This window comes from Herbaspirillum lusitanum (assembly GCF_046025995.1).
GTDB lineage: Bacteria > Pseudomonadota > Gammaproteobacteria > Burkholderiales > Burkholderiaceae_D > Herbaspirillum > Herbaspirillum lusitanum_A.
On record NZ_JAQQFM010000001.1, the window covers coordinates 165,966 to 180,501 of the forward strand.

Genomic DNA, 14,536 nt, shown 5'->3' on the forward strand with positions numbered 1-14,536 from the left:
GCGCGACCCGGTCAGGCGGCCGCGCCGGTGTGAATCAAAGCTTGGCGATCGAGACTTCGGTCGCCTTGACCAGCGCCACGACTTCGCTGCCGATGACCAGGCCGAGGTCTTTGACCGAACGCGTGGTGATCACCGAGGTGACGATGCCGGCCGGCGTTTCGACATCGACTTCCGAGACCACGGAACCTTCGATGATGGCTTTGACTTTGCCGCGGAATTGATTACGGACGTTGATGGCTTGAATGGTCATGCTTTGCTCCTTGGGTGATTGCATTAAAAATGGCTTCGGTGGAAGCCGGGTATTTACTGAATATTTTCCGGGTGACTAGCAACCCGAAAATCTGAAACCTGAAATCTGAAAGGGCCTTGCGATAAAACCTGCTCCGATTAAATCGCCCACTGCACCTGCCGCACCGAGCGTTGCAGCGAGAAATCGCCCAACTCGGCATCCGGCGCGCTGCCTGGATTTTTCAGCACGCGCGCCAGAATGTATTCCTCCAGCTGCGCAAACAAGGCCTGACCGCGTGAACGCGGTCGCGGCAGTGCTATGCGCTGATCCAGAGCGATATGGCCGTCCTCGATCAACAGCACGCGATCAGCCAACGCAATCGCCTCCTGCACGTCGTGCGTGACCAGCAGCGCCGTGAAGCCGCGCTCCTGCCACAGGTCTTCAATCAATTGCTGCATCTCGATGCGGGTCAGCGCATCCAGCGCGCCCAGCGGCTCGTCCAGCAACAGCAATTGCGGGTCATGCACCAGGGCGCGCGCTAGCGCCACGCGTTGCCGCTGGCCGCCGGACAGGACCGCCGGCCATTCGCCGGCGCGTTGCTCCAGCCCGACCTGACGCAGCGATTGCAGGGCCGAGGGTGCAGCCTGTTTCGGCAGACCCAGCGCCACGTTGTCCAGCACCCGCTTCCACGGCAGCAGGCGCGAGTCCTGGAACATGATGCGGATTTCCGGATCCTGGATTTCGTTTGCCGCCTGCGTCGCTTGCGTCGTTGCGGCAAATACGATGTCGCCGCTGCTGGCTTGTTCCAGCTGCGCCACCAGGCGCAACAAGGTGCTCTTGCCGCAGCCGCTGCGGCCGACGATGGCGACGAACTCGCCGGGTTCGATCTGCAGATCCACTTGGTGCAGCACCTCGCGTCCGGCGTAAGACTTCGACAGGGATTGCACGCGGATCGCAATACCGCGACTGCCGGTATCGGATTGCTGCGCCGTCTGCTTCACTTCGCGATTCTCTTCGACATGGTTGCGCATCGTTATTCCTCGGTTCATTGCCTGCGGTGATTACTGATAACCCGGATGCCAGCGCAGCCAGTAGCGTTCCAGCGCACGCGCCAGCGAATCGGCGGCCTTGCCCAGCAGCGCGTACAGCAGGATGCCGACCAGCACCACGTCGGTCTGCAGGAATTCGCGCGCATTCATCGTCATGTAACCGATGCCGGATTGCGCCGAGATGGTTTCGGCCACGATCAGCAGCACCCACACCAGACCCAGCGCGAAACGCAGCCCCACCAGAATCGATGGCAAGGCGCCCGGCAGGATCACATCGCGATACAGCGGCCAGCCGTTCAGGCCGTAACTTTTGGCCATTTCGATCAGACCCTTGTCGACCGAACGAATGCCGTGAAAGGTATTCAGATACACCGGGAAGAACACGCCCACCGAAACCAGAAACAGCTTGGCGGTTTCGTCGATACCGAACCACAAAATCACCAGCGGGATCAGCGCCAGCGCAGGAATATTGCGCACCATCTGCAAGGTGGTATCGAGCAGCAGTTCAGCCTGACGCAGGCTGCCGCTGAGCAAACCCAGCACCAGCCCGAGACCGGCGCCAACGGCAAAGCCGGAAGCTGCACGGCCGCCGCTGACGGCCAGATGACGCCACAACTCGCCCGAGGCAGACAGGTTCCAGGTGGCCTTCAAAACCGCGAACGGCTCCGGCAGGATGCGGCTGGACAACCAGCCGGCCTGGGCCGCGATTTCCCACCACGCCACCAGCGCCAGCGGCAACAGCCAGCCGACCCAGGCATGGCCGGAAGTCAGGCTCTTGATCGTGCCCTTCTTGCTGGCACGTACGCTGCGCGCTGAACTCCCTGTCGCTGCGCTGCCGCTGCCATTGGCGCTCAGCGCGTCGTTGCCGCCGGCGGTGCTGCTTGCTGTGCTCATGTTGATCCTCGCTTCAGGTTACAGATGTCCGGTTCAGCTTTCGGCCACGCGCAAGTCGTGCTTGGCGTCTGCTTTCGGCTTCGCCTTGGCTTTCGCTTTGCATTTGACTTCTGCCGACTTGGCTTCGCTGCCCTTGGGCACCAAGGTGTTGCCGACGATCTCGCCGAACGGGCCGGTCAGATTGAAACCGGGCAAGGTCGCCTTTTGCGGACGCGGCAGCAGCGGGAACACATGCTCGGCAAAACGGTAAGACTCTTCCAGATGCGGATAGCCGGACAGGATGAAGGTATCGATGCCGAGATCGGCATATTCCTTCATGCGCGCGGCCACGGTTTCACCGTCGCCGACCAGCGCGGTGCCGGCGCCGCCGCGCACCAGACCGACGCCGGCCCACAGATTGGGGCTGACTTCCAGCTTGTCGCGGCGGCCGCCGTGCAGTGCCGCCATGCGGCGCTGCCCTTCCGAATCCATGCGCGCGAAATTGGCCTGGGCCTTGGCGATGGTTTCATCGTCGAGACGGCTGATCAGTTCATCGGCGGCGCGCCATGCCGCTTCATTGGTTTCGCGCACGATCACGTGCAGACGAATGCCGAAACGCAGCGTGCGTCCGGCCTTGGCTGCGCGCTCGCGCACGCGCTTGATCTTTTCGGCCACGGCGGCCGGTGGTTCGCCCCAGGTCAGATAGACGTCCATCTGCTCGGCCGCCAGATCGATGGCTTCATCCGACGAGCCGCCGAAATACAGCGGCGGATACGGCGCCTGGATCGGCGGATACAGGGCCTTGGCGCCCTTGACGCGCAGATGCTTGCCGTCGAAATCGGTCTCGCCGCCGGTGTGGGTCTTGCTCAATACTTCACGCCAGATCTTGATGAATTCGTCGGAGATTTCGTAGCGTTCCTTGTGTGTGCCGAAGATGCCGTCGCTCTCTTGCTCGACCGGATCACCGCCGGTGACGACGTTGATCAGCAGCCGTCCGCCGGACAGGCGGTCGAAGGTCGCCGCCATGCGCGCGGACAAGGTCGGCGCAGTCAGGCCGGGGCGCACCGCCACCAGAAACTTCAGCTGGCGGGTGGCGTCGATCAGGCTCGATGCGGTGACCCAGGCATCCTCACAGGAGCGCCCGGTCGGCAGCAATACGCCGTCGTAGCCGAGCGTGTCGGCCGCGACCGCGACTTGCTTCAGATAGTCATGACTGACCAGCCGGGCACCCTCGGCGGTACCCAGATAACGGCTGTCGCCGTGGGTAGGAACAAACCAGAAAACGTTCATATTCAGCTCCATTCGATCAATCCGGGCGCGGCGAAAATGCATCGTGTGCCGCGGCCCTGCGTTGTATTCGCTACAGTTTGCGTATGTTTTGCGATGTGCCTGCGGGTGCGACGTTGCCGTCAGCGCCTGCAAGCACATCGGCTTTGCTTACTTCAATACGGCAGTGCTGACGTCCAGCTTTTTCGGAATCAGTTTCAATTCAAAGAAGGCGTCGGCGATCTTCTGTTGCTCGGCCAGCACTTGCGCATCGACCGGTTTGAAAATGTGTTCGTAGCGCTTGAGACCGATCTCGATGACGTCCGTATCCAGACCCTGAATCGGGGCCAGCTCGGCGGCGGCCTGCTTGATATTGCTGCGGATCCACTGGCCTTCCTTGCTGACTTCTTCCAGCAGCGCTTTGATCACTTCCGGATTCTTGGATGCGAAAGGACGCGCACTCAGGAAAAACTGGTGATGACTGACAGCCCCCACGCCGCTGGCCAGCCGGCGTGCGCCGATCTGCTTTTCGGCAGCCGCCTGGAACGGATCCCAGATGGCCCAGGCATCGACCGCGCCCTTTTCAAATGCAGCGCGCGCATCGGCCGGCGCCAGATACACCGGCTGGATATCGCTGTAGTTCAGGCCGGCTTTTTTCAATAGAGCCACCACCAGCCAATGCACGTCGGAGCCTTTGTTGAAGGCGATTTTCTTGCCCTTGAGTTCGGCCACGCTCTTGATCGCGGAGTTCTTTTGCACCAGCAGGCCCTCGGCGTCAGGCGTCGGAATTTCATAGGCGGTGTAGACAAAATCGGCACCGGCCGCCTGCGCGAATACCGGTGGCGCCTCGCCGACGTAGCCGAAGTCGACCGAGCCGACATTGAGCGCTTCCAGCAATTGCGGACCGGCCGCAAATTCAGCCCACTTCACTTCCACGCCTTGCGCCTGCAGTCGTTTTTCCAGCGCGCCGTGTGCCTTCAGCAGCACCAGCGTGCTGGCGGCTTTCTGATAGCCGATGCGCAAGACCTTGCTTTGCGCGTGCGCCGGATTCGGCATGCCAATAGCGACCGCCAGAGTCAGCGCGGAGAGGGCGGAAAGCGTCGCCAGGCTGCGGCGCCGACCATGCTGAATGGCCGGCGTCGCCTGAATCGCCTGGCTGTGTTTTTTCTTGTTGTCCTTGCTCAAATCATTCTCCTGTGTGCGTGAATGGCAGTCCTTTTCCGAAGCGCGGCGTACAAGCCGCCCTGCCGCTCCATCGGAGGGCATGCATATCGTTTATCGGGCTGGCCTGGCTGCTCTAAAAAATGGCGTCGTGTTCGGATGTCAGACGCTACATTGCACCTGCGAAAACGGCACATCGCTGAAGGCGTGAGGATCAAGTCCTTTGAGCGCCAGCAGACTCGCCGACAGTTGCTCCACGCCTTCCTGCACGCGAGCGATGATGGGTTCGTCCAGCGTCAGACCGTTTTCTTCGCTCCACAGCACCTGCGCTTCAGTGGCATAAATACTTGGTAAAACGTGGCGCGGCCCCAGCGAAGACAGCACCGGACGCAAGGCGTAATCCAGCGCCAGCATGTGCGATTGACTACCGCCGGTGGCCAGCGGCAGCACCAGTTTGTTGGTCAGACCGAACTGCGGCAACAGATCGAGAAAGGCTTTCAGCACGCCGCTGTAGGCAGCCTTGTAGACAGGGGTGGCAACTACCACCGCCGAAGCGGCTTCGACCTGCGCCAGGGCGGCCTTGATCTCGGGATCGTTCCAGTCGGCGCGCAAAATCGCCTGTCCAGGCAGATCGCGAACATCGAGCCGGGTATAGCGATGGCCCAGAGCGGCCAGCTTGTCGCCGACATGATGCAGCAGGCGGGTGGAACGCGATGGCGCCGAGGGGCTGCCGGCCAACAACAGGATAGTCATCTGATTTCTGCTTCGGTGTGATCGTTGTTCTGTTTCAAGGAAGGCGGCGCGCTAATCTGAGTGAGAGGACTGCGGGCGCCGCCGGTGATTCTTTTTTTGCGTTTGCTGCGTTTGCTGCGTTTGAATACCTGCGTGCCGCCACAGTACTTTTCAGCCGCGCTCGATCACTGGATTGAGCGCGGCTGCCGCATGAAGCTCCCTGCAATTACTTGCGCGTCGGCACGTACAGCTGATCGAAGGTACCGCCGTCGGAGAAGTGATCCTTCTGCGCCTTCTGCCAGCCGCCGAAAGTGTTGTCGACGGTGATCAGGTTCAGCTTCGGATATTGCGAGGCATACTTGGCAGCGATCTTTTCGTTGATCGGGCGGTAGTAGTTCTTGGCGATGATTTCCTGGCCGGCATCCGAATAGAGATACTTCAGATATTCCTCCGCCACCTTGCGCGTGCCGCGGCGGTCGGCCACCTTGTCGACCAGCGCTACTGGCGGCTCGGTCAGGATAGAGATCGACGGCGCAACGATATCGAACTTGTCCGGCCCCCATTCCTTGAGCGAGATCAGGGCTTCGTTTTCCCACGCCAGCAGGACGTCGCCGATGCCGCGCTCAACGAAAGTGATGGTGGCGCCGCGCGCGCCGGAATCCAGCACCGGCACGTTCTTGAACAGTTTGCCGATATAGTCGCGCGCAGCGGCATCATTGCCGCCCTTCTTCAGCGCGTAGGCCCATGCCGCCAGATAATTCCAGCGGGCGCCGCCCGAGGTTTTCGGATTCGGCGTGATGACAGACACGCCCGGCTTGATCAGGTCGTCCCAATCCTTGATGTGTTTTGGATTGCCCTTGCGCACCAGGAACACGATAGTCGAGGTGTACGGCGAGCTGTTGTGCGGCAGGCGCTTTTGCCAGTCGGCCGGCAGCAGCTTGGCCTTCTCGGAAATTTCGTCAATGTCGTAGGCCAGCGCCAGGGTCACCACATCGGCGTCGATGCCGTCGATGACCGAGCGGCCCTGTTTGCCGGAGCCGCCATGCGATGCCTTGATGGTCAGGTTGTCGCCGGTCTTTTCCTTCCAGTACTTGGCGAAGGCCTTGTTGTAGTCTGCGTAAAGTTCGCGCGTCGGGTCGTAAGAGACGTTCAGCAGCGAGAGGTCGGCGGCGTGCGCGACGCTTGCAGCTTGTGACAGCACCAGCGCGGCAACTACCGTTTTGACGAAGTGTTTCAGCATTTTTTCTCTTCCCGTTTTGTGTCGGTTCTTATGGAGAGCACAGGTTAATTAGCAGGCAGCAAAAAAAGAACGAATACTTTCTTCTCTAGTTATGCGAAAAACAGATATGCAAGAACAGCGCGGCCGAATATAGAGCGCGGCTTTTAGATCAATAAACTATTTAGGAATGGCTGGCGGTGATATAGCGGGGGGCTAGCCAGAGGACACATATTCCAGCTCTGCCCAAGCGTGGTCGTCGTTCTCACATCGCCTCGTTTTTTGATTTTTTTCACAATGTGGTATAACCTGATTCCCTACCGCAACGCACCAACGCGCCCTTCGGCGCGTCACCGCACACGAAACGGCACATGAAAAAAGAAGCTGCAGGCGAGACAGAGAGCATTTCCATCCAGGTGATCGAGCGCATGGTGTCGCTGCTCGACGCCTTGGCGGCCTATCCCGATCCGGTCAGCCTGAAAGAGCTCTCTGCCGTTACCAGGCTGCATCCGTCCACTGCTCACCGCATTCTCAACGATCTGGTGGTGAAGCGCTTCGTCGACCGCGTCGAACCGGGTACCTACAGACTTGGCATGCGATTGCTGGAATTGGGCAATGTCGTCAAAAGCCGCCTCAGCGTGCGCGAAGCCGCGCTCGACTTCATGCGCGCCCTGCATCGCAAGACACATCAGACCATCAACCTTTCAGTGCGTCAGAGCGATGAAATCGTGTATATCGATCGATCGTTTTCCGAGCGTTCCGGCATGCAGGTGGTGCGTGCCATCGGCGGTCGCGCACCTCTGCATCTGACCTCGACCGGCAAGCTGTTTCTGTCGATCGACGACCCCAAGGCAGTGCGCGCGTATGCGATGCGGACCGGCCTGGCTGGTCACAACAAGAATTCGATTACCGATCTGACCAAGCTGGAGCGTGAGCTGAGCATGGTGCGCACGCTGGGTTATGCGCGCGACAACGAAGAGCTGGAACTGGGCGTGCGCTGCATGGCAGCCGGGATTCGCGACGATAGTGGCAAACTGGTCGCAGGCTTGTCGATCTCGGCGCCGGCCGATCGCCTGCAGGAAGAATGGGTGGAGGATCTGGTCTCGACCGCACATCAGATTTCGACTGCGCTGGGCTTCGACGACCGGCAGGCTTGAAGTGCTTGTTGAAGGACGCCGTGCTGAACTGCTGGCAGTTTGATTCACAGGCTCAAACGTAAAAAAAGCGAACCGTCGGTTCGCTTTTTTTATTGCCCGGATCGTTCAGACTCCGGCGAAGACATCAAACTCAGCCTTGATCAGCACGCACCATCTTGACGCGGGTCAGATTCTGCTGGCCGTCTTCGGTGAGCCACTTGCGCATGCGGGTTGCATCGCCGACGTGCGACAGGCGGCCCTTGGAGTCCAGGAACACCATCACGATAGGACGACCGTCAATGCGCGTCATCATGACCAGGCAGTGGCCGGCTTCGTTGATGAAGCCGGTCTTTTGCAGACCGATGTCCCAGTCCTTGCTCGATGTCAGACGGTTGGAGCTGTTGTACTGCAGCGCGTGGCCGCTGGGCTCGACCTGATATTTGGAGTCGGTCGAATACTGGCGAATGATGGGATATTGATAAGCCGCCACCACCAGCTTGGCCAGATCGCGCGCACTGGCAACGTTCTGGCTCGACAGGCCGGTCGAATCGACGTAGTGGGTATCCATCATTCCCAGCGAACGCGCCTTGGCGTTCATGGCTGCGACAAAGGAAGACAAGCCGCCCGGATAGTTGCGACCGAGCGCCGAAGCTGCGCGGTTTTCCGAACTCATCAGCGCGATGTGCAGCATGTCGTCACGCGACAATTGGGCGCCGACGCGCAGGCGTGAACTGCTGTGCTTTTCGCGGTCGACGTCATCGTCGGTCACGGTCAGCACTTCTTCCATGTTCATGCGCGCTTCCACCACCACCAGCGAGGTCATCAGCTTGGTGACGGAGGCAATCGGCAGCGCTACGGTGGAGTTCTTTTCAAACAGTACCTGCGAATTGGCCTGGTCGATCACCAGCGCCACATTCGATTTCAATGCCAGAGGATCTTGCGTCAGGTTCAGACCAGCCAGATCACCGGCGGTCATGACCGGCGGCACCACAGGCATGGACGGCGCAGCCGAGACGCGCTGATAGGCAACGCGGCGCTTGCCTTTGACAACGGTGACTTTGCGAACCAGCTTTTCGCGATTATCGAGCGAGGCTTTGGTGACGCGGCTGTGCGTGACAGGACGTTTGGCAACTACGGCCTTTTTGACCGGAGCTTTTTTCGAAGAAGTTTTCTTAGTATTTGTAGAAGCTGTTTGAGCTTGTACGGGAGAAATACCGGAAACAGTGAAAAGTAGCGTAGTAAAAATAGCTAGCGCTGATTTAAGCATCGGTGGACCTCCCCCCAATTTATTACAAGCAATACGTTCAAGAAACTGTTGGCAGTGTAGCAAAATGCGGAAAATTCGCAAGAGAATTAGGTAGTTAGCGTAATTATTTAAACGACTTTCTACTTAATTTCTTCGCCTGATTCCCCAGATACTCAGGCAAATTTATTTTTAGATAACAGTTTTTTTGCGATTTACAGCCGGCCCACACTCCAACAACAAAATTTAAGCCCACAGGATGATACCAGTCTAAAGCGGGCACCATGCGCTGCATTGCCTTAACAGAGGCAAATACCGGCGCCAGATAATCGCATTGGGATGGGATTCGAGGATGAGGAAAGCGTGCTCATCGAACTGACCGTGCTTGCAATACAAGTGGCGCTGAGGCCGAACACAGAAAATATTCGACAGAGCTGAGCGAATTAACGACGCAAGCGGCGACGCCGTTGACGGCGGATACAAATGTTCGCAGCCGATAGCTCCTCCCCCGCTTTTTGCTTATATAGAGAGAATGAGCGCGAAGAGCGTCAGCTTCAGCCCAAGGGAAGAAGATGCGGGATAGCGGAGATTCACGGCTGTTGCAGCGATCTCCGCCCATCCCTCAGTCACTTTTCATGTCGCACGATGTCGTTTCAGCCCTTGCGCGCATCCAGCATGGCGACATCAATCGAGAAGGAATACTGATCGTCCAGCTCGAAATACGTCTTCACCTCGCCCGGCGCGCTGTTCCACAGTGCCTTGATGGCCGTGATGTTGTCGGCCGGCGTACGCATGCGCGCCACCCAGGAAGTGAATTCCAGACGCAGCTTCCAGGTCTTGTCGGACGCGAGACGGAAGCCGGCCTCAGCCAGCAGCTTGCGCCAGGAGCTGAGGCTGATGTTGCGCACGTGGGAGGTATCGCGCAGCAGCTCAATGGCCTGCACATAGGTGTCGGCCAGCACATCGGCCGGCGCCGCCGTATCAATCACGATGAAACGGCCGCCCGCTTTGAGCACGCGGAATACTTCGCGCAAGGCCTGCGGCAGGTTGCGCCAGTGGTGCACGCTGTAACGGGTACAGATCAGGTCGAAGCTGGCATCGGGAAAGTCCAGCTTATCGGCGCTGCCCTGGCGCACCACCAGATTATCCAGCCCGCGTTCGGCGGCTGCGGTGCTGACCACGCCCAGCATTTCCGGCGACAGATCGTAAGCCACCACTTTCTTCGCGTGCGGCGCCACTGCGAAACTGGCGTGCCCGCCGCCGCAGCCCAGATCCAGCACCTGCGCCTGATCGATCTGCGCGGCGATCTGCGCCAACTCCTGCAGATCCGCGCCCTGGGCGTGAACTGCACTGGTGAGATAAGAAGCGGCGGTAGTGCCGAATTGCTGGGAAACGACCTGGCTGTGGCTGCGCATTATGGACTCCGAGGGTTGTTTATTTCATGTGGGAAGCCCAGTTTAATTAATTTTTATCCTGTTACAAGTTATCTATTTATACTATTACCAAAGCCAATACCTTGACACTGGCAAGGACGCCGGCAACATCCAGCAAGCCGGCTCAAGACAGCTTGCAGCAAGGCCTGCATCCCCCCCACCCGACAACACCATCCATGGACAACGAGCTCATCCGCCGCAAGGCGCTAGGCGATTTCATCAAGTCGCAACGTGAACAGACCGCCCCTTCGCAAGCCGGCCTCGGTCATCTTTCGCATGGCGGCCGGCGCCGTACGCCCGGTCTGCGCCGGGAGGAAATCGCGCAGCTGTGCGGCATCAGCGTGACCTGGTACACCTGGATAGAACAAGGCCGCAGCGATTCGGTGTCGCCGCAATCGCTGGCGCGCATCGCCGAAGCCCTGCATCTGCCGCGCGCTAAACGCGCCTATCTGTTCGAACTGGCCGGCAAGAAAGATCCGGTATCGCCCGAACATGACGACGAGACGGTGGCGCCGGAAATCATGGATGTGGTGCGCAACATCCGCGCGCCGGCATATCTGCTGGATCGTTACTGGAATGCCATCGCCTGGAACAGCGCTGCGCGCAAGCTGTTCAGCGGCTGGCTGAATGTGAAGAACGGCAATCTCAATCTGCTGCACTTCATGTTCCTCAGTGAAGCGTCGCCAGGCCTGATCGACAACTGGGAACAGCGCGCGCGACGGCTGGTGGCGGAGTTTCGCGCCGATTGCGGGCAAATGCTGGACGATCCGCAGATCGCCAGCATGGTGGAGGAACTGTCAGCCGGCAATGCCCTGTTCAAACATGCCTGGAGTTTGCAGGACGTGGTGGAACGCGAAGGCGGCGAGCGCCGCTTTCGTCATCCGGTACAGGGAGAGCTGCTATTTCAGCAAGTGAATTTCCGTGTCGCCAATCGCCCGGATCTGAAACTGATCACGCTGATGCCGGGCGCGATTGCGGCGGAGGATGAGACGAACTGAAAGCCGTTGATCACGACACTGACGAAAACTGGCGCCGATCAGGCGCAGTCCAAGGTCAAATCAGCGTCGCACTACAAACGCCACGCCGATCACCGAAATCAGCATGCCCAGCATGCCGATCATGCTGAAAGCCTCGCCGAACATCAGCCAGGCCATGACGGCGGTAGTCGGCGGCGTCAGATACAGCAGGCTGGTGACGCGCGTGGCGGCGCTCTGCCGGATCAGCGCAAACAGCAAAAAGATGGCGCCGATCGATAATGCGAACACCGACCACAGCATGGCGGCGATGAAGTGGGGAGTCCATTCAACCTGGCTCAGTCGCCAGTCCAGCCCTTCGAAGCAGATTGCCAGCGGCAGCAAGACCACTGCCGAGGCAGCAAATTGCACCATGGTGCCGGTGCGCAAATCGAAGTGTGCGCAATAGCGCTTCTGATACAGGGTACCAACCGTGATCGACAACAGCGCGAATACGCACAGGCCGATACTGAGCGGCGACAGGCCGATCAGCGAAATCTTGTTGGCCACCACCAGGCCGACGCCGCACAAACCCAGTCCCAGCCCCAGCCATTGACGCTTCTGCACCGATTCGCCGAGGAAAGGAGCCGCAAATGCCGTCAGAATCGGTTGCATGCCGACGATCAGCGCCGACAAACCTGCCGGCATGCCCATCTTGATCGCACTCCAGACACCCGCCAGATAACCGGCCTGCAGCAGAATGCCGGCCACTGCCACATGACGGATGCGGCCGCGCGGCCAGGGTGCACGGAATATCAGCACCAGCGGCAGCAAGACCAGCAGCACGCCGACGAAACGCAGAAACAGAAAGGTCATCGGCGGCGCGAATGGCAGGCCGAATTTGGCCACCACGAAGCCGGTGCTCCAGATCAGCACGAAGGCGAACGGCACCAGGCTCAGTAATAATTGTTTGTGCCGGCTGTCGCCGGCGGTCATGCGCATCATGGTTTTTCCAGAATCGGTCTCAGGCCTATATCAGAGACGGTAAAAATACCGTCGCCATCATCGTCGCGCGCAGTCTGCATGTGCAAGCGCTGGCATGAGCTTGCGATCAATTGCCTGCCTGATCGGCGCGGCATGCCAAAGATCAGCCATGTCTGCTTGCCGCAATACGATGAATCGCCTGACTGGCCAGTTTTATAGTTTGTAGGTGAACGGCGACGGTTTCTTCTATGTTCTTGCCGTAACCGCCCGCCATCGTAACCGCTACCGGGATTTTCTGCTGCTGCGCAAACGCGAACACCGCCTCATCGCGTGCGGCCAGCCCGGCCAATGTCAGCTTCATGCGTCCCAGACGATCGCCCTCATGCGGATCGGCGCCGGCCAGATAGATCAGCAACTGCGGCTGAAAAGCCTGCAGCATCTGCTGCAAGGCGGCCTGCAGCGCATCCATATACTCGGCGTCGCCGACGCCATCCGGCAGCGGCACGTCCAGATCGCTCTGCTCTTTTTCAAAGGGATAGTTGTTGCTGCCATGCAGCGACAAGGTGAAGACCGAATCATCCCTGGCCAGAATCGAGGCCGTGCCATTGCCCTGATGTACATCCAGATCGATCACCGCCACCCGCGTCACGCGACGCTCGGCCTGCATCAGGCGCGCGGCGATCGCGGCGTCATTGAATACGCAAAAGCCGGCGCCGTGGTCGGCATAAGCGTGATGCGTGCCGCCGGCCAGATTGATGGCCACGCCCTGCTCCAGCGCGGCGCGGCAGGCCGCAATGGTGGCGCCGGCTGAACGGCGCGAGCGTTCCACCATTTCTGCAGACCAGGGAAAGCCGATGGCCTTCTGCTCGGCCGGATCCAGATTGCCGGCGCTGACGCGGGCGATGTAATCGGGATGATGGGCCAATGCCAGCACCCCATCGGTGGCGGCCACGGCTTCGTGAAATTCAATATCCGGTACGGCCAGCGCGGCGCCCTCGCGGATCATCCGATACTTTTGCATCGGAAAGCGATGGCCGGGCGGCAGCGGCAGGACAAAATGGTCGCTGTAAAAAGCTTTCAAAAACGGCTCTCTGAATAGTCGGCAAGGGCTGGGCGGACGGCCGATTGAAGTGTCATCGGACGCCGGCGTCATCGCAATGGCCGGCGCATTCAGACTCGCAAAGCAGCTACGCAAAGACGGCGCCGGACATCCGCCCCAACAAAGGCAGCCATGCTAGCAGCACCGGCCGCGAACGTCGCGCATCGTTGCTTGAAATTTTTTACGGCCATGCCGCGCCCATCCTCAGGGCGATCAGGAGCTCGCTTGTACGATGACTTATGCCGAGAACGATCCGCCACAAAGCCGCTGCGGCTTGTGGATTGCAGCACTCGCAAAGCGGCCTTGCGCCAGGTCAATTTCATGGGGATAAATCATTGACATTGATTGTTTTTAAATTAGAATCGATTGTGCAACGCATCAAATTCAAATAAGAAATTTCATCGGAGATCACTTCTTTCGCTTCAGATCACGCCGTAAGCAATCGTCACTCATCCATTAACAACCTTACCCTTAGAGGACTTTTAATATGACGACGTATAACGAACAATTCTCTGCTGTCACCAAAGCAGGTTTCGACGCCCAACTGGCGATGTACACCCAGTTCGCGAGCAAGGCCTTCGAAGGCATGGAGAAGCTGGTCGAGCTGAATCTGAAAGCGGTCAAATCTTCGCTGGAAGAAAGTCAGGGGACGGCGCAAAAACTGTTTGCGGCCAAAGACCCGCAGGAATTTTTCACGCTGAGCAGCGCCCAGGCGCAACCGGCCGTCGAGAAGTCGATCGCCTACGGCCGTCATCTGAGCGGCATCATCTCCGGCACCCAGGCCGAGCTGACCAAGACTGCCGAATCCCAGATCGCCGAAGGCAATCGCAAAGTGATCGCGATGATTGACGAGGCGGCAAAGAATGCGCCGCCGGGTTCAGAAAACGCCATTTCTATGCTGAAGTCGACCTTCAGCAATCTCAATGCCAGTTACGAGCAGTTCAGCAAGAGCGCCAAGCAGGCGGCTGAAGTGATCGAAGCCAATGTGAGCAACGCGGTCGATCAGGTCACACAGGTGACGGCCAAGGCGACGCGCGCCACCAAGAAGTAATTCCGGAAGAGCGGAATGCCAAAGCCGGGTCGGACTGATGTCCGACCCGGCTTTTTTATTGGACCGGCGCCTGAACTGCAAGGCCGACCGGGGTTACAGCTGCAACTTTAC

14 protein-coding genes are annotated in these 14,536 nt (G+C 59.2%); 3 read left to right on the plus strand and 11 right to left on the minus strand.

The features are described 5' to 3' along the window. Positions 1-34: 34 nt before the first annotated feature. From PQR62_RS00805 to PQR62_RS00835, 7 genes are all read right to left on the minus strand, one after another. Positions 35-250 carry a TOBE domain-containing protein gene (locus PQR62_RS00805; protein WP_408153796.1) on the minus strand — a complete coding sequence of 72 codons (216 nt, stop codon included), beginning with the start codon at positions 248-250 and terminating at the stop codon, positions 35-37. Between the two features lie 137 nt (positions 251-387). Further along, positions 388-1,260, minus strand: coding sequence for an ATP-binding cassette domain-containing protein (locus PQR62_RS00810; protein WP_408153798.1), 873 nt, complete (start codon positions 1,258-1,260; stop codon positions 388-390). A gap of 30 nt (positions 1,261-1,290) precedes the next feature. Further along, complete coding sequence (gene ssuC, locus PQR62_RS00815) at positions 1,291-2,172, minus strand: aliphatic sulfonate ABC transporter permease SsuC (RefSeq protein WP_408153800.1); 882 nt, start codon at positions 2,170-2,172, stop codon at positions 1,291-1,293. Between the two features lie 33 nt (positions 2,173-2,205). Then, positions 2,206-3,441: an FMNH2-dependent alkanesulfonate monooxygenase gene (gene ssuD, locus PQR62_RS00820; protein WP_408153802.1), complete on the minus strand. Its 1,236-nt coding sequence runs from the start codon at positions 3,439-3,441 to the stop codon at positions 2,206-2,208. 147 nt (positions 3,442-3,588) lie between these two features. Then, positions 3,589-4,566, minus strand: coding sequence for a sulfonate ABC transporter substrate-binding protein (locus PQR62_RS00825; protein WP_408154671.1), 978 nt, complete (start codon positions 4,564-4,566; stop codon positions 3,589-3,591). Between the two features lie 174 nt (positions 4,567-4,740). Beyond that, positions 4,741-5,331 carry an NADPH-dependent FMN reductase gene (ssuE, locus tag PQR62_RS00830; protein WP_408153804.1) on the minus strand — a complete coding sequence of 197 codons (591 nt, stop codon included), beginning with the start codon at positions 5,329-5,331 and terminating at the stop codon, positions 4,741-4,743. Between the two features lie 205 nt (positions 5,332-5,536). Continuing rightward, a complete protein-coding gene (locus PQR62_RS00835; protein ID WP_408153806.1) occupies positions 5,537-6,550 on the minus strand; it encodes a sulfate ABC transporter substrate-binding protein in 1,014 nt (337 codons plus the stop codon). Positions 6,551-6,897: 347 nt separating this feature from the next. On the opposite strand from PQR62_RS00835, the gene PQR62_RS00840 reads away from it, so the two are divergent. Beyond that, positions 6,898-7,683 carry an IclR family transcriptional regulator gene (locus PQR62_RS00840; protein WP_408153808.1) on the plus strand — a complete coding sequence of 262 codons (786 nt, stop codon included), beginning with the start codon at positions 6,898-6,900 and terminating at the stop codon, positions 7,681-7,683. 130 nt (positions 7,684-7,813) lie between these two features. Here the strand turns inward: PQR62_RS00840 and pbpG are convergent, their stop codons facing one another. Then, positions 7,814-8,929, minus strand: a complete 1,116-nt coding sequence (gene pbpG / locus PQR62_RS00845) for a D-alanyl-D-alanine endopeptidase (protein WP_408153810.1) — start codon at positions 8,927-8,929, stop codon at positions 7,814-7,816. A 629-nt stretch (positions 8,930-9,558) separates the two neighbouring features. Next, positions 9,559-10,320 (minus strand): class I SAM-dependent methyltransferase, encoded by a 762-nt coding sequence (locus PQR62_RS00850; protein ID WP_408153812.1) that lies wholly within the window; start codon positions 10,318-10,320, stop codon positions 9,559-9,561. Between the two features lie 194 nt (positions 10,321-10,514). Here PQR62_RS00850 and PQR62_RS00855 point away from each other — a divergent pair, with 194 nt between their 5' ends. Continuing rightward, complete coding sequence (locus PQR62_RS00855; protein ID WP_408153814.1) at positions 10,515-11,336, plus strand: helix-turn-helix transcriptional regulator; 822 nt, start codon at positions 10,515-10,517, stop codon at positions 11,334-11,336. A 60-nt stretch (positions 11,337-11,396) separates the two neighbouring features. On the opposite strand, the gene PQR62_RS00860 is transcribed toward PQR62_RS00855, so the two are convergent. Both PQR62_RS00860 and PQR62_RS00865 read right to left on the minus strand, forming a co-directional pair. After that, entirely contained in the window at positions 11,397-12,296 is a 900-nt protein-coding gene (locus PQR62_RS00860) for a DMT family transporter (RefSeq protein ID WP_408153816.1), read from the minus strand. A gap of 142 nt (positions 12,297-12,438) precedes the next feature. Next, the gene (locus PQR62_RS00865; protein ID WP_408153818.1) at positions 12,439-13,356 is read right to left on the minus strand and encodes a histone deacetylase family protein; all 918 of its coding nucleotides are present in this window, start codon (positions 13,354-13,356) and stop codon (positions 12,439-12,441) included. A 505-nt stretch (positions 13,357-13,861) separates the two neighbouring features. Between PQR62_RS00865 and PQR62_RS00870 the strand changes: the two genes are divergently transcribed. Beyond that, positions 13,862-14,425 (plus strand): phasin family protein, encoded by a 564-nt coding sequence (locus tag PQR62_RS00870; RefSeq protein ID WP_408153820.1) that lies wholly within the window; start codon positions 13,862-13,864, stop codon positions 14,423-14,425. The last annotated feature ends 111 nt before the right edge of the window (positions 14,426-14,536 follow it).

Coding starts and splice junctions, on each gene's coding strand:
- PQR62_RS00850 (WP_408153812.1), bottom strand. CDS start 10,320: ATGCGCAGCCACAGCCAGGTCGTTTCCCAGCAATTCGGCACTACCGCC.
- PQR62_RS00810 (WP_408153798.1), bottom strand. CDS start 1,260: ATGCGCAACCATGTCGAAGAGAATCGCGAAGTGAAGCAGACGGCGCAG.
- PQR62_RS00860 (WP_408153816.1), bottom strand. CDS start 12,296: ATGATGCGCATGACCGCCGGCGACAGCCGGCACAAACAATTATTACTG.
- PQR62_RS00805 (WP_408153796.1), bottom strand. CDS start 250: ATGACCATTCAAGCCATCAACGTCCGTAATCAATTCCGCGGCAAAGTC.
- ssuE (WP_408153804.1), bottom strand. CDS start 5,331: ATGACTATCCTGTTGTTGGCCGGCAGCCCCTCGGCGCCATCGCGTTCC.
- PQR62_RS00855 (WP_408153814.1), top strand. CDS start 10,515: ATGGACAACGAGCTCATCCGCCGCAAGGCGCTAGGCGATTTCATCAAG.
- PQR62_RS00870 (WP_408153820.1), top strand. CDS start 13,862: ATGACGACGTATAACGAACAATTCTCTGCTGTCACCAAAGCAGGTTTC.
- pbpG (WP_408153810.1), bottom strand. CDS start 8,929: ATGCTTAAATCAGCGCTAGCTATTTTTACTACGCTACTTTTCACTGTT.
- PQR62_RS00835 (WP_408153806.1), bottom strand. CDS start 6,550: ATGCTGAAACACTTCGTCAAAACGGTAGTTGCCGCGCTGGTGCTGTCA.
- PQR62_RS00840 (WP_408153808.1), top strand. CDS start 6,898: ATGAAAAAAGAAGCTGCAGGCGAGACAGAGAGCATTTCCATCCAGGTG.
- ssuD (WP_408153802.1), bottom strand. CDS start 3,441: ATGAACGTTTTCTGGTTTGTTCCTACCCACGGCGACAGCCGTTATCTG.
- ssuC (WP_408153800.1), bottom strand. CDS start 2,172: ATGAGCACAGCAAGCAGCACCGCCGGCGGCAACGACGCGCTGAGCGCC.